The following is a 13,002-nucleotide window of genomic DNA, read 5'->3' on the forward strand; positions in this document are numbered from 1 at the left end:
CAATAAAGGCAGTCAGACGTGAACCCATCGGTGGAATTATGTTCATATCCCGAGCTCGACGATCGAATCGTGATCGTCAGGGTGGGGGACGAGGTTGATGCTGTGTTCGTCCGGACCGAAAGGTTCAATGTGCTGATCGATACGCTCGGAACGCCCGAACTGTGCCTGACGGCGCTGGACCTGCTCGGGGAACAGATGAACGCTCGTCCGCTGATCGTCGTCAATTCGCACATGGATTGGGATCATTTCTGGGGGAATGCCGCCATTGCGGGGCGCGCTCCGATTATCGCGCATGGCGCTACGCTCGACCGTTTACGCGACCCTTCCGCACAAGAAGTCCTGAGAGACAAGGCAAGCCAGGATTCGAGGTTTCGGAACGTCGAGCTCATTGGTCCTGACATTACGTTCTCGGGCTCGATGACCCTCAACGGCGGCGATCTGACGCTGGATCTCATTCATACGCCGGGACATACGCCCGACCATGTCGCCGTATGGATTCCCGAACTTCGCATCTGCCTGGCGGTCGACGCGGTGGAATACCCCATCCCCGAAGTGTGGAGCAAAAATGCAGGCGACCTGCGCTTGATCCGTTCCTCGCTCGAGCGGATACGTGACCTCAATGCAAGGCTGGTCATCCCGGCGCACGGTCGGACGCATTCTCCTTCGGCGGTGGATGGCAACCTCGCCTATTTCCAAGCCCTGGCCAATCGTGTCGGCAGCTTGAGCGAGAGACGGCTGGCGGACCCGCAACTCGGCGGTTCAAGCGGCCTGCGGCTTGAAGACTTCGTCCCCATTCTCGACGGAATGCCTTCCGACGTCGTGGCGTTCTACCGGAACTGCCATGAGACAAATCTTGGCGCCACGGTTCAGGCCCTTATCGAAAAACTGAACTCGCATAAAGAACGTCTGGAGGCCGGAACTTGAAACTGTTGGAGGGCGGACGAACCGGGCAGATCTGGCAGGACGGCAATCCCGTGATCAGGCCGTCCGGCGCATGGACGCCAACGGTACACCGGTTTTTGCGCCATCTGAGGAGCAGAGGCTTTCCGGGAGCGCCGGATCCCATTGAAATAACAGGAAACCATGAAGTCGTCAGTTATGTCGCCGGGCGCGTCTGCGAAGACTTGAGCGACCAGTTTGTCGGGTCGGAGCGCATGCTGCTTTCCGCAGCTAGGCTTCTGCGCGATTTTCATTCGGCATCTCATGGGTTTCTGGAATCGGATTGCGAGGTCCAGGCATGGATGCTGCCGCCGCAGGAACCGCGCGAGATCATATGCCATGGAGATTATGCGCCCTACAACATCGCCACAGCAGGTCATGAGGCTATCGGGATCATCGATTTCGACACCGCCCATCCCGCACCGCGCCTATGGGATCTGGCCTATTCGGTTTACCGCTGGGCGCCGCTCTCCGATCCTGACAATCCTGATGTGATCTTCGGCCTGGACGATCAACTGCGGCGGGCGGAGATTTTCTGCACGGCATATGGGGCGACGATGCAAGAACGGCTCCAACTGCCGGAGATGATCTGCCGACGGCTTAAGGCGCTTGTCGATTACATTTTGCCAAGTGCGGCGGCCGGAGATGAGACATTCGTGGAGCACGTGGCGAGAGGAGACGCCCGGCTGTATCTCAGCGATATGCAGTATGTTCGAAGCCATCGGGATCGGCTGCTGAAGGCCCTGTGCTGACGCACCTTCGCCAACTCGAATGTCCCGCCTGCCGCATGCCCACCCCTACAGCCATTTCCTCCGGCGGAAGAAGCCGAAAAGGACAAGGCACAAGGTGGCGATGACGCCAAGCACGACGAAATAGCCATACTGGGTTTTCAGCTCCGGCATATCGCTGAAATTCATCCCGTAGATGCCGGCGATCGCGGTGGGGACGGCAAGGATGGCCGCCCAGGCGGCGAGCTTGCGGGCGATCGCCGTCTGCTCCGACTGGCCGATCATCACGCTCGCCTCGAAGGCGAAGGCCAGCACCTCGCGCAGCGCGTCGATATCTTCCTGAACGCGGCGCACATGGTCCGTGACATCGCGAAACAGCGATTGCAGCGTCGGATCCATGCCGGGAAGATCCGTGTGCTCGTATCGCCGGCAGACGTCGACAAGCGGCACCACGGCGTTGCGCAGCCGCAGCAGCCTGCGCCTCAACAGGTAAAGCCGCTCGATATCGGACTTTGCCAGCTGTTCGCGCAGCACCAGATCTTCGATATTCTCGACCTCGTCCTGCACGACCTCGATGACAGGCATGTAGTTGTCGACGATGAAATCGAGGATGGAATAGAGAATGTAGTTCTCCCCGTGGGCAAGGGCCGCCGGCGTCGCCTCGCATCGCTGCCGTACCGCCAGATAGGAGGACGAGTCGCCGTGACGAACGGAGACGACATAACCGCGACCGACGAACAGGTGCGTTTCGCCGAAGATGATTTCGCCGTCCTTCATGTGCGCGGTCCGGGCGACGATGAACATCGCCTCCCCGTAGATCTCCAGTTTCGGGCGCTGGTGCGGCTGCGCTGCATCCTCAATCGCCAGCGGATGGAGATTGAACTGCGCCTGGACCTGGCTCAGCAGCACTTCATCCGGCTCGTGCAGACCGATCCAGACGATCGCATTCTCCCGGCCCCGCCATTCGCCGGCCTCCTCTACCCTGATGTCGCGAATGCGTTGTCCGTGCTGGTAAACGGCGGCAGCCACGACGCCGGGACGTTCATACGGAGGCGATGTGGAACCGCTAGCCCCCTGCGCGGCAATACTGTCCAGATCCTTCAGCCGTTCCAAATCCTGCCGTCCTCCCATTCCTGCACGGATCACATATCCGCAGCCAGCCCCTCCGCCGGTCAGGCGCTCAGCCGATCATAATGCTATTTCGTGAAACATGCATCATCCGCATCGGTGCGGGGTCCGACGTGGCCAGGCGCCGGGCGCCGCTGAAACAGGCGACAGCAGGAAATCCGACATGAAAGCCGCCCGGCGATTGCCGCGCGGCTTTCATTTGCTCAGGACGCGAAGGCGGGATTGCGCCGCGCGCCGATTCTCAACACGAAATAGATCGCCCCGCCGATGGCGACGCCGAAGAACCAGCCGTAGGTGCCCCACCAGTCCGGCAGGATGGTGGTGAAGGTCGGCAGGATCGAGGAGAACAGCGCGCCCACCACAAATGCGATGAAGGCATTGCCGTGCCATCCGTTCTGGAACCGGAACTCGCCATTCTCATGATAGAGCGCTTCGACGTTCAGTTGGCTTCTCCTAATGAGATAGTAATCCACCATCATGATGCCGAAGATCGGCCCCATCGTCGATCCGATGAAATTGACGAAATGCGCCGCACCCGTCTCCCAGGGAGCAAACGGGTACAGCACAAGGGCGATCAATGCGGCGATATATCCCCCGCGTTTGAAATTGATCTGGCGCGGGAAGACATTGGCAAAGTCGAAGGCCGGCGACACGAAGTTCGCCACGACGTTGATGCCGAGCGTTGCGATCGCGAATGTCAGCGCCGCAAGCAGCGCCAGGAACCAGCTGTCGAATTTCGCCGATATCATTTCCGGATGCAGCAGCACCTCTCCGTAGACGGTGAAGGCGGCGGTGGTCGTCACGCCTGCGACGAGGCAGAACGCCAGCAGGTTGATCGGAAGCCCCCAGAGGTTGCCTTTCCTGAGCGCCTTTTCATTCGTTGCGTAGCGCGAAAAATCGCAGAAATTCAGGTAAAGTGCTGCGAAATAGGTGATCCAGGTGGCGGCCACGGCAGCTAGCGCTGCAATCGAACCAGGCTCACCCGGCACGCCCGCATCCTTGGTCTTTTCGATCAGCACGTCGCGCGGGATTTCGGACCCGAAGGAGAAGGTGCCGGACTTGACGACCAGATAAACTGAAAGGACCAGCATCATGATCCAGACGGCCGGACCGGCCCAATCCTGGAACTTGCGAACCGTTTCCATCCCGCGCTGAATGATCAGCAGCTGCAGCGCCCAGACGATGACGTAGCAGATGACCTCGAGCGTCGAGTGACCGAGAAAGTGACTATTCTGGTGAAAGGCGAGCAGGCTGTCGTTGCGGATGAGCAAGGCAACGATAGCGCCGGATGCGGCGGCGGTCTGTGCCCCGTACCAGAAGCAGGCGACCACCGCTCGGACGAGTGCCGGCACGTTCGCCCCGAACGTGCCGAAGGAGGCGCGCGCCAGAACCGGAAATGGTACGCCGGTGCGCACGCCGGCATTGCCGACCAGGCTCATCAGGCAGAAGATGACCAGAGATCCAATGCCGATGGCGATGACGAAATTGACGAAGCTGCCGCACAGCAGGAACAGGCTCGCCGCCAGATAGTAGCCCCACAGGCTGTGGACGTCTGATGTCCAGACGTTAAAGATGCTGAATGCACCCCATTTGCGCTCCTCGGCGGGTGCAAGATCCTCGTTGTATAACGAGGGAGACGGATTTCGTACGCTCATGAATGCCCTCCCATATCCCAGAGGCCAAATCGGCCACAGGCGGAATTCTGCTCTTCATTTGTGCAGCTGACAATTTAATAGTCACATTGTACACATCTCTTGACGATGCCTCAGGATTAGCCATGGGCACCCGCCCGGACACCAGCTTACATCATTGCGCGACGACGACACGTCCGGCCAAGCGAAAAGGACTTGCGACTGCGGCGCCGGCGGCATCGAAGACATAGGCGCCAACCTCGCCGGCGCTCGACCGTCTTCCACTTTCGAAGGAGGCAAGCTGCGCGCCGAACTTGGCGAGCGATGCGTAGCGGTCGTGCCCCAGCCCGTCGGACGCCTGGATCGACGTGATGTCGATGACCCGAAGCCTTTCCTTCAAGGCGGCATCCCTGATGACGGGATCGTCGATATCGAGGCGTCCGACGCGCGCCCGCTCTCCCGCTACGAAGCTCGATGCCACCAGCGCCCGGTCGTCCTTCGAAACGAGAAGGGATATCGGGATCGGCATCCGACCGATATCCTTCAGTTGGGACCGGAAAACATCGACGTCGATGTCGGGGGCGGCCAGGATCACCGCCAGTTTGCCGATGACGTCGTCGCGATGCTGCAGTTTGAACTGGCGCACCGTTTCCATGACCAGGAATCCGCCCATGCTGTGCCCGAAAAGGATGATGCGTTTGACCTTCCCGGAAGCAGAGAGCGAGGTAACAAGCGAGTCGAGGTCGCTGCGCGAGGAAAGGGCCGCATCGCGGTCGGCGACATAGCCGGCGACGGCGGCGGCCGAAGGCCACGAAAACAGAATCGGAGAGCCGGGAATATTGGCGTCCGCAGCGATCTGCGCAGTGCGAAACAGCGCCTCCTGATAGCTGTAGTTGTAGCCATGGACGAAGATGCCGACGGTACCATCGGACTGCGTGGAGCGGAGCGCCTCCTCTACGAAGGCGTCCCTTGGAAGCTGCTTGCGTCTGATGACGGCAAATTGGCGTTCGGGATCCGGCATCGAGGTCGGATATGTGATCGCGGTGTCCTTTCGGCCGGGAGGGACCGAAAACGCATATTGCTCGTAGGTGAGATTGTCAGCCCAGGTGCTCCCGAACCCGCCGCGCACGGTATCAGGGGTCCTGTTCGTCGCAGCGAGCACGTTCACCCGGCTTGGGGCGGCTTCTTCGGAATGAAGCGATGTATTCAGATGAGCTGGGAGATGAACGGGCTGATGGACCGGGTTCAACACATCAGGCGTCGGTCTCGTGGCGCAACCAGCGAGCATCGCCAGGCCGATTGCGACCAGCATCGCCTTGGCTCTCATCGGAAACCCCTTCAAACGCTGTTCCGTCATCGAGCTCTCTCCTCGGAGGCCAGGGCATGCAGCGACCGCCGCGGCGGCGGCCGCATACGATGGACCTAAAAGCCCATGCTCATGCCTTTGCCGCGGTTTCGGCCTGAACACCTTCATCCCTCGGAATCCTGAACCACGCGACGTAGAGCGCAGGCAGGAACAGCAGGGTGAGCGCGGTTCCGACGACGATGCCGCCCATCATGGCGTAGGCCATCGGCCCCCAGAAGATCTCGCGCGAGATCGGGATCAGCGCCAGCGTGGCCGCCGCGGCCGTCAGCATGATCGGCCGCATGCGGTGTTCGGTGGCCTCGATGACCGCTTGCCAGGGCGCCATTCCTTCGCTGCGCAGATGCTCGATCTGGACGACCAGGATGACGGAGTTGCGGATCAGGATGCCGATCAGCGCCAGCACGCCGAGGATCGCGACGAAGCCCATGGGAGCATTGCTCAGCAAAAGTGCTGCGACCACGCCGATCAGGGCCGTCGGAGCGACGGCGAACACCAGGAAGAGGCGGCTGAAGCTTTGCAGCTGGATCATCAGGATCGTCGCCATCGCAAACAGCATCAGCGGAGCGACCGCTGCGATCGGCCCCTGCGCCTCGGCGCTGGATTCGACCGCGCCGCCCACTTCCATCTTGTATCCCACGGGAAGGCCTTTCTGGAACTCTTCCACCTTGGGCTTCAGCTGGTCGACGATCGTGGCCGGTTGCGTCGGACCGACGACGGCCGCCTTGATCGTTATCGTGGGTTGCCTGTCGCGACGCCAGATCGTCGGCTGCTCGAGCTCGTAGCGGAAATTCGCCACGGCGGAGAGCGGCACGACCTTGCCGTTGGAGGTGGAGAGCTGCAGATTCTCAAGCGTCTGGATCGAGTCGCGTTCGGATGCCCTGGCGCGACCGATGACGTTGACCAGGTAGATGTCGTCTCGAATCTGGGTGGCCGTCGAGCCTTCGACGATGCCGTTGAGGGCAGTGGCGATGTCTTCGGAGGATACGCCGAGCTGGCGCGCCTTGTCCTGCAGGACATCGACCTTCACCACGCGGGACGGCTCGTTCCAGTCCAGGACCATGTTTGCCAGAAGCGGGTGCGATCCCATGACGCCGGCAAACTGCTGCGAGAGGTCGCGGACCTTTTGAATATCGGGGCCGCTGATCCGGTACTGGACCGGCTTGCCCACCGGCGGACCGATGTCGAGAAGCTTCACGAAGGCGTCGGTGCCGGGGAAGGTTTTCGTCAGATAGTCCTGCAGCTCCGCCCGCACCTTGTCGCGCACGTCGAGCCCTTTCGTGACGATGATCGTTTGTCCGAACGACACGTTGGGCGTCTGCACGTCGAAGGACAGGATGAAGCGCGGCGCGCCCTGGCCGACATAGGTCGTCCAATGATCGATATCCTTGTTGTCAGCCAGCATCTCCTTTTCGAACCTCGCCATCTGCCTGTTGGTTTCGGCAATCGAACTGTTGTGAGGGAGGTTCCAGTCTATGATGAGCTCCGGCCTGTCTGAGTTAGGGAAGAACTGCTGTTGCACCAGTCCCATGCCGCCGACGGAAAGGCCGAAGACGCCGACCGTCAGAATGATGGTGACCCAACGCCAGCCCATCGCCAGCCCCAGGAGCCATGAGAAGACGGACGCGAAGCGGCCCTTCTTCTCATGATGCGACTTCATGGTCTTCGGCAGGATCGTGACGCCGAGAAGCGGCGTAAACAGCACCGCCACCACCCAGGAAACGATCAGCGAAACCGCGATGACCACGAAAAGCGTGAAGGTGAATTCGCCTGCGGCGCTGTCGTTGAGGCCGATTGGAATAAAGCCCGCAACGGTGACGAGCGTGCCAGTCAGCATCGGAAAGGCGGTCGACGTGTAAACATGGGTGGCCGCCTTCCTGAGATCGTCGCCCGCCTCCAGGCGCGCCACCATCATCTCGACAGCGATCATGGCGTCGTCGACAAGCAGGCCGAGCGCGATGATGAGTGCTCCGAGCGAGATGCGCTGAAGCGAAATGCCGGAATATTCCATCACCACGAAGGTGATCGCCAGGACGAGCGGAATGGAGATCGCCACCACCATGCCGGCGCGAAGACCGAGGCTGATGAAGCTGATGACCAGGACGATGGCGATCGCTTCGAAGAGCGCGCGGGTAAACCCGGACACCGCTTCGTCGACGACGGCCGGCTGATCTGAAACGCGGTGGACGTCCACGCCGATCGGAAGATCAGCGACGACGCGTTTCATCTGCGCGTCGAGCCCCTCGCCGAACTCCAGAAGATTGGCGCCCTGCTTCATGCCGATCGCAAGCCCGATCGCCGGCTGGCCGTTGAAGCGGAACAGCGCCGACGGCGGGTCCACGTAGCCGCGCTTGATCGTGGCGACGTCGGTCAGCGGAAAGAAGCGGTCGTTGATCCGAAGATTGATCGATCTCAGACTGTCCTCGGAGGTGAACTGTCCACTCACCCGCAATGCGATGCGCTCCGGCCCGGCGTCGACGAAGCCGGACTGCGTGACGGCATTCTGCGCCTGCAGGGTCTGGATGACCGACTGCTGGTCGATCCCGAGCGCTACGATCTGCCGCGTGGAGAATTCGAGATAGATCGCCTCGTCCTGGGCGCCGACCACAACGACCTTGCCGACGTTGGGCACGGTCAGGACCTCGGAGCGGGCGTTTTCCACGAGATCGCGAAGCTGCCGCTGGGTAAGGCCGTCACTGGTGAAGGCGTAGATGTTTCCGAAGACATCGCCGAAGCGATCGTTGAAAAAAGGACCGACAACGCCTGTGGGGAAATCGCCCTTGATGTCGGCGATCATGTTGCGGATGCGCAGCCAGGTGGGCGCGACATCCTTTGCCTTGGTCGTCGGCAGCAGCTCGACGAAGACTGTCGTCTGGCCGGCAACGGTCTCGCTCTTGGTGTAATCAAGCGATTCCAGTTCCTGGAGCTTTTTCTCGATCCTGTCGGTCACCTGCCGCGTCACCTCTTCGGCGGAGGCGCCGGGCCACTGGGCGGTGATCACCATCGTCTTGATCGTGAAGTTCGGGTCTTCCTCGCGGCCGAGCTTCACGTAGGAGAAGGCGCCTGCGAGAATGAAGACGATCATGAAGTACCAGACGAGCGAACGGTGTTCGAGCGCCCAGTCGGAAAGATTGAAGGACTTCACTGGCTGATCTCCTGGTCGATCCTGATGGTCTGGCCATCTTCAAGTTTATGCACGCCTGCCACGACCACCCTTTCTCCGGGGGCGAGCCCTTCGCTGACGCGGACGGTGCCGCCGTCTTCGACGTCGCCGTCGATCTTCACGCGGCGAAGCGATACCTTTCTGGCCGGCGCATCGACGATCCAGACGCTCGGGCCGTCGCTGCCGGCAAGGATTGCCGAGGAAGGCAGGACGATCTGCGGATCGGCTGCAATGGTTGCCGAGGCTGAAATGACGGAGCCCAGCCGGAAGGTGGCGGGGGGACCGCTCAGGGCGATCTTGGTCCTGCTCGTGCGGGTGGACGTCTCCGCCTCTGGCGCTATTTCACGCACGATCCCGGACGTGCGGATGGTCGGATCGAGCTGCAGCGTCACCTCGAAGGGCGCGCCGATCTTCAGTTTCTGGGCGGCTGCCTGGGGCACGTCGACCACGGCATCGCGCTTGTCCGGCCGTGCGATGGTGACGACCGTCTGGCCGGCCGACACCACCTGTCCGACCTCGGCCGAGGTCGCCGTCACCACCCCGTCGAATTCCGCCCGAAGCTGCGCGTAGCCGAGTTGCTCCGTGGCCTTATCGAGATTGGCCTGCGCCTTGGCGACGGCGGCCGCGGCCGTCCGCCTTGCCTGTTCGGCCTCTTCGAGCGAGGCTTCGGTGCCTGAGCGCGACTCCAGCAACGCGCGCTGGCGCTGCTCTGTGGTCACCGCGTTCCTGAGCTGGGCGTCGCTGTTCTCCACGTCCGACTGCGCGTTGCGCACGGCAAGCTCCAGCGCCAGCGGATCGATGGCGGCAACGACATCATCCTTCTTGACGAGATCGCCGACATTGACGTTGCGGGCGATCATCCGCCCGAGAATCCGAAAGCCGAGTTCGGTCTCGATCGTCGGTTCGATCGTGCCGGTCAGGCTCAAGCTCGAAGACGACGTTGGCTTGACTGTCATCGACAGCACGGGACGGGGGGCTTCGTCCTTGCTTTCCTCCTGCGGCGTGCAGGAGGAGATCAGGGCCGTACCCATCATCAGTGCGACAATCTTGGGACGAATAATCACTTGGAAGCTTCCTTGACATAAGACACGATTTCACCCGGCCTGAGGAACTTGGTTCCGTCGGCCACCACGATCTCTCCTTCCGACACGCCTGACTTGACGATGAAGCTGCCGGTCTCGTAGCCGGAGACATCCACCGCCCTTGCCGAAACCGCAGACGATGCGGGATCGACAATCCAGACGGCCGGCTTGCCGTCCTTGGATGTCATGGCGGACCAGGGAAGCTGGATGACGTCCTGCGAGACGTAATTGAATCTTCCGACGACGGGAGCGCCGAGGGGGATCGCAGCGTCGCTCGATATCGCGACCTTGACCTTGATGGTTCCGGTGGAGGAATCGATCGTCGGCGAAATCTCGCGAACCTTTGCCGTAATCTTCTGCGAGGGGTTCGACAGAAGGGCCACGGTCCCGTCTCCGTCGATCGGCCGCAGGAACGCGCTCTCGACCACTTCAAAGACGGCATCCCGGTCGCCGTCATGGGCAAGCGTGAAGACGACCTGGGCCGCCTGCGCCACCTGCCCGACCTCGGCATTGCGGGCGGTAATCATCCCGTCGGCGTCCGCCTTCAGCTCTGTGTAGGACAGAGTATCCTGAGCGGTTTCCAACAGCGCCTGCGCCGACTTCGTCAATGCCTGCGCGGTCAGAAGCGCCTCCTGCGCCTGGTCGAGTGCCGCACGCGTCGTCACCTGCGTTCGAAACAGGCTCTGCTGGCGGTCATATGCGAGCTGCGCCTGGGTTTGCTGCGCCTCAGCCGACTGAAGATTGGCAGCCGCCACATCCAACTCGGCCTTCTGCTCTTCCGGATCGATCCGCGCGAGGAGCTGCCCTGCCTTCACGGACTGTCCGACTTCCACCAGCCGCTCGACGATCTTGCCGCTGACGCGGAAGGACAGATCGGTCTGGACACGGGCGCGGACTTCGCCGGTGACCGCGCCACCTTGGACCACCGGCTCAGGCTTGGCGACGACGACGCCGACCTGCCGTGCGGTTGGCTCGGTCGGCCCGCGCTCATCGCTGCATGATCCGAGCCCGATGGCGCATGCGATCGCTGTGGCGACCAGAATGGTTCTCATAGTTGACCTCTTGCTCTCAACGGCAGCTGCTATATAATTGACTGACGCATTAGTCAATGAAACTTTGCGCCGCAGGGACGAGGGCCTGCGCAACAAGGGAAGCGAGGCAAATGGCAGCTCAGAAGAAGATCACGCGCGCGGAACAGAAAGCGCTGCGGCCCATCCAGATCCTGGATGCCGCCTTCGAAGAATTCGTGAGAAGCGGTTTCACCGGCACGCGCGTCGAAGACATCGCCGACAGGGTCGGCGTCACCAAGGGTACGGTGTATGTCTACTTCGAGACCAAGGAAAAGCTTTTCGAAGCCATGATCCACCACTTCTCCGTGCCGTTTCAGGAGCTGCTGGGGATCACCGAGAGCCTCAGTGGCAGCGCAACCGACCGGCTGATTTCCATTCTCGGCCTGCTCTACGAACAAATCGCCGAGGATCGTACGACCCGCGAGCTGACGCGGCTCGTCATTGCGGAAGGACACCGGTTCCCCGACCTGATCGACCGCCACCACGATCAGTTCATCGAGCCGATCATCGCCAAGGTCGACGCTCTCATTCTCGAGGGTGTGGCGTCGGGGGAGTTTCGCGAAATTCCGGTTGAGTTCTCCGACATCGTGGTCGCGCCCATCCTGACGACGACCGTTCTGCGGCTGATATTCGACGACCGCCGGGTGCCCACACCCAATAAGGAGGCCTTCCTGCGGGCCTATTTCGACCTGCTGCTCAATGGCCTGCTTGCCAAACCTCACTGATCGCGGAATGGCGAAAAATACCGCGCCAGGCACGTAGCTTTTCTCAAGTTTTTATGTGAAAACATCGAGTTAGCTACGCCTTCGAAGGCACGACCTCAATTCGTGACGGAAACAGTGGAACGCAAAGTCAATCTCAAGGATGTCGCGCGCGATGCTGACGTATCGCTGAGCACGGCCTCGCACGCGCTGAACGGAACCGCGCCGCTGACAATCGAGGTGCGCGAGAGGGTTCTGGATTCGGCAAAACGCCTGGGTTACCTCGACCGCCGGAGGAAGAAGGCGACGATCGCGACCTTGCGCGTCCTGCTTCTCGCCATTCCCGACGATGCCGCGCCGGAGAGCGACCTCAACCTGGTGAGCTGGACGATCCTCAACGGCCTTCGCAGGGAGTGCGAGCGCCGCGGCATCAGGATCGTACCCTTCGTCAGCACCGGCCGGCGTATCGACGGCGCCCAGGTCAGGCAGATCGCGCTGTCGGAGCGCGCCGACGGCATCGTGGTCCTGAACGACGATCAGCCGGAACTGATCCGTAGCCTCGCCTCCCCTGATATGCCCGTCGTCATCGTCAACGGCGAAGACCCGGCCATGCTGGTCGATACGGTCACGCCCGAAAACCGTTTTGGGGCAAGGCTCGGCATCGAGCACCTGCTGGGGCTCGGGCATCGCCGCATCCTGCACCTGACCTGGAAGGGCCGCACGACGATCCAGCGCCGATATGACGGCTTTTCCGATGCCTATTTCGCCGCGCGGCTTCCGGTGCCTGACGATATGATCGTCGAGGCAGAGGGCTATGAGCCCCGGCACGGCGAGGTTGCCATCAACGCACTGCTCGACCGCGATGCCACGATGAAAGGGGCGACCGCCGTCTTCTGCGCGGCCGACAATCTGGCGCTCGGCTGCCTGAAGGCATTGGCCGACCGCGACATCCGCGTGCCCGAAGCCATATCAGTCCTCGGATTCGATGACATCGTTCCCGGCGAGTTCAGCCGCCCGCCGCTGTCGACGATCAGCGTTCCCACAGACAGACTCGGCGCTGCCGCCTTGGCGCTTATCGAACAGCGGCTGATCGCCAACGACCCGCAAAGACCGGCCCATCGCCTGGAACTCGGATGCCATCTCGTCTTGAGGGGTAGCGTCGCGCCGCCGCGCGAGAATGCAACGCATCGAGCCTGA

The 13,002-nt window shown here is 61.7% G+C and carries 10 protein-coding genes; 4 read left to right on the forward strand and 6 right to left on the reverse strand.

Going from position 1 to position 13,002, the window contains the following annotated elements:
• The first annotated feature begins 18 nt into the window (after positions 1 to 18).
• The gene (locus HFO99_RS21670) at positions 19 to 924 is read left to right on the forward strand and encodes an MBL fold metallo-hydrolase (protein WP_222363502.1); all 906 of its coding nucleotides are present in this window, start codon (positions 19 to 21) and stop codon (positions 922 to 924) included.
• Entirely contained in the window at positions 921 to 1,691 is a 771-nt protein-coding gene (locus HFO99_RS21675) for a phosphotransferase enzyme family protein (RefSeq protein ID WP_222363503.1), read from the forward strand. Before HFO99_RS21670 ends, HFO99_RS21675 begins: the two co-directional genes overlap by 4 nt.
• A gap of 45 nt (positions 1,692 to 1,736) precedes the next feature.
• Here HFO99_RS21675 and HFO99_RS21680 read toward each other — a convergent pair whose 3' ends face one another.
• The 6 genes from HFO99_RS21680 to HFO99_RS21705 all read right to left on the reverse strand — a co-directional run bounded on the left by HFO99_RS21680 (position 1,737) and on the right by HFO99_RS21705 (position 11,086).
• On the reverse strand, positions 1,737 to 2,780 hold the full coding sequence (locus tag HFO99_RS21680) for a magnesium and cobalt transport protein CorA (protein ID WP_222247666.1): 1,044 nt from the start codon (positions 2,778 to 2,780) through the stop codon (positions 1,737 to 1,739).
• 218 nt (positions 2,781 to 2,998) lie between these two features.
• Entirely contained in the window at positions 2,999 to 4,450 is a 1,452-nt protein-coding gene (locus tag HFO99_RS21685) for an NCS1 family nucleobase:cation symporter-1 (protein ID WP_222363505.1), read from the reverse strand.
• Between the two features lie 151 nt (positions 4,451 to 4,601).
• Complete coding sequence (locus tag HFO99_RS21690; protein WP_222331891.1) at positions 4,602 to 5,783, reverse strand: alpha/beta hydrolase; 1,182 nt, start codon at positions 5,781 to 5,783, stop codon at positions 4,602 to 4,604.
• A 79-nt stretch (positions 5,784 to 5,862) separates the two neighbouring features.
• Positions 5,863 to 8,934: an efflux RND transporter permease subunit gene (locus HFO99_RS21695; protein WP_222363506.1), complete on the reverse strand. Its 3,072-nt coding sequence runs from the start codon at positions 8,932 to 8,934 to the stop codon at positions 5,863 to 5,865.
• The gene (locus tag HFO99_RS21700; RefSeq protein ID WP_222363509.1) at positions 8,931 to 10,016 is read right to left on the reverse strand and encodes an efflux RND transporter periplasmic adaptor subunit; all 1,086 of its coding nucleotides are present in this window, start codon (positions 10,014 to 10,016) and stop codon (positions 8,931 to 8,933) included. Before HFO99_RS21700 ends, HFO99_RS21695 begins: the two co-directional genes overlap by 4 nt.
• Positions 10,013 to 11,086, reverse strand: a complete 1,074-nt coding sequence (locus tag HFO99_RS21705) for an efflux RND transporter periplasmic adaptor subunit (protein ID WP_222363511.1) — start codon at positions 11,084 to 11,086, stop codon at positions 10,013 to 10,015. Before HFO99_RS21705 ends, HFO99_RS21700 begins: the two co-directional genes overlap by 4 nt.
• 110 nt (positions 11,087 to 11,196) lie before the next feature.
• Between HFO99_RS21705 and HFO99_RS21710 the strand changes: the two genes are divergently transcribed.
• Positions 11,197 to 11,829, forward strand: a complete 633-nt coding sequence (locus tag HFO99_RS21710) for a TetR/AcrR family transcriptional regulator (protein ID WP_164576783.1) — start codon at positions 11,197 to 11,199, stop codon at positions 11,827 to 11,829.
• A gap of 114 nt (positions 11,830 to 11,943) precedes the next feature.
• Positions 11,944 to 13,002, forward strand: coding sequence for a LacI family DNA-binding transcriptional regulator (locus HFO99_RS21715; protein WP_222363513.1), 1,059 nt, complete (start codon positions 11,944 to 11,946; stop codon positions 13,000 to 13,002).

The sequence above is a fragment of the Rhizobium leguminosarum genome, from assembly GCF_019798305.1.
Classification (GTDB): Bacteria; Pseudomonadota; Alphaproteobacteria; order Rhizobiales; family Rhizobiaceae; genus Rhizobium; species Rhizobium leguminosarum_U.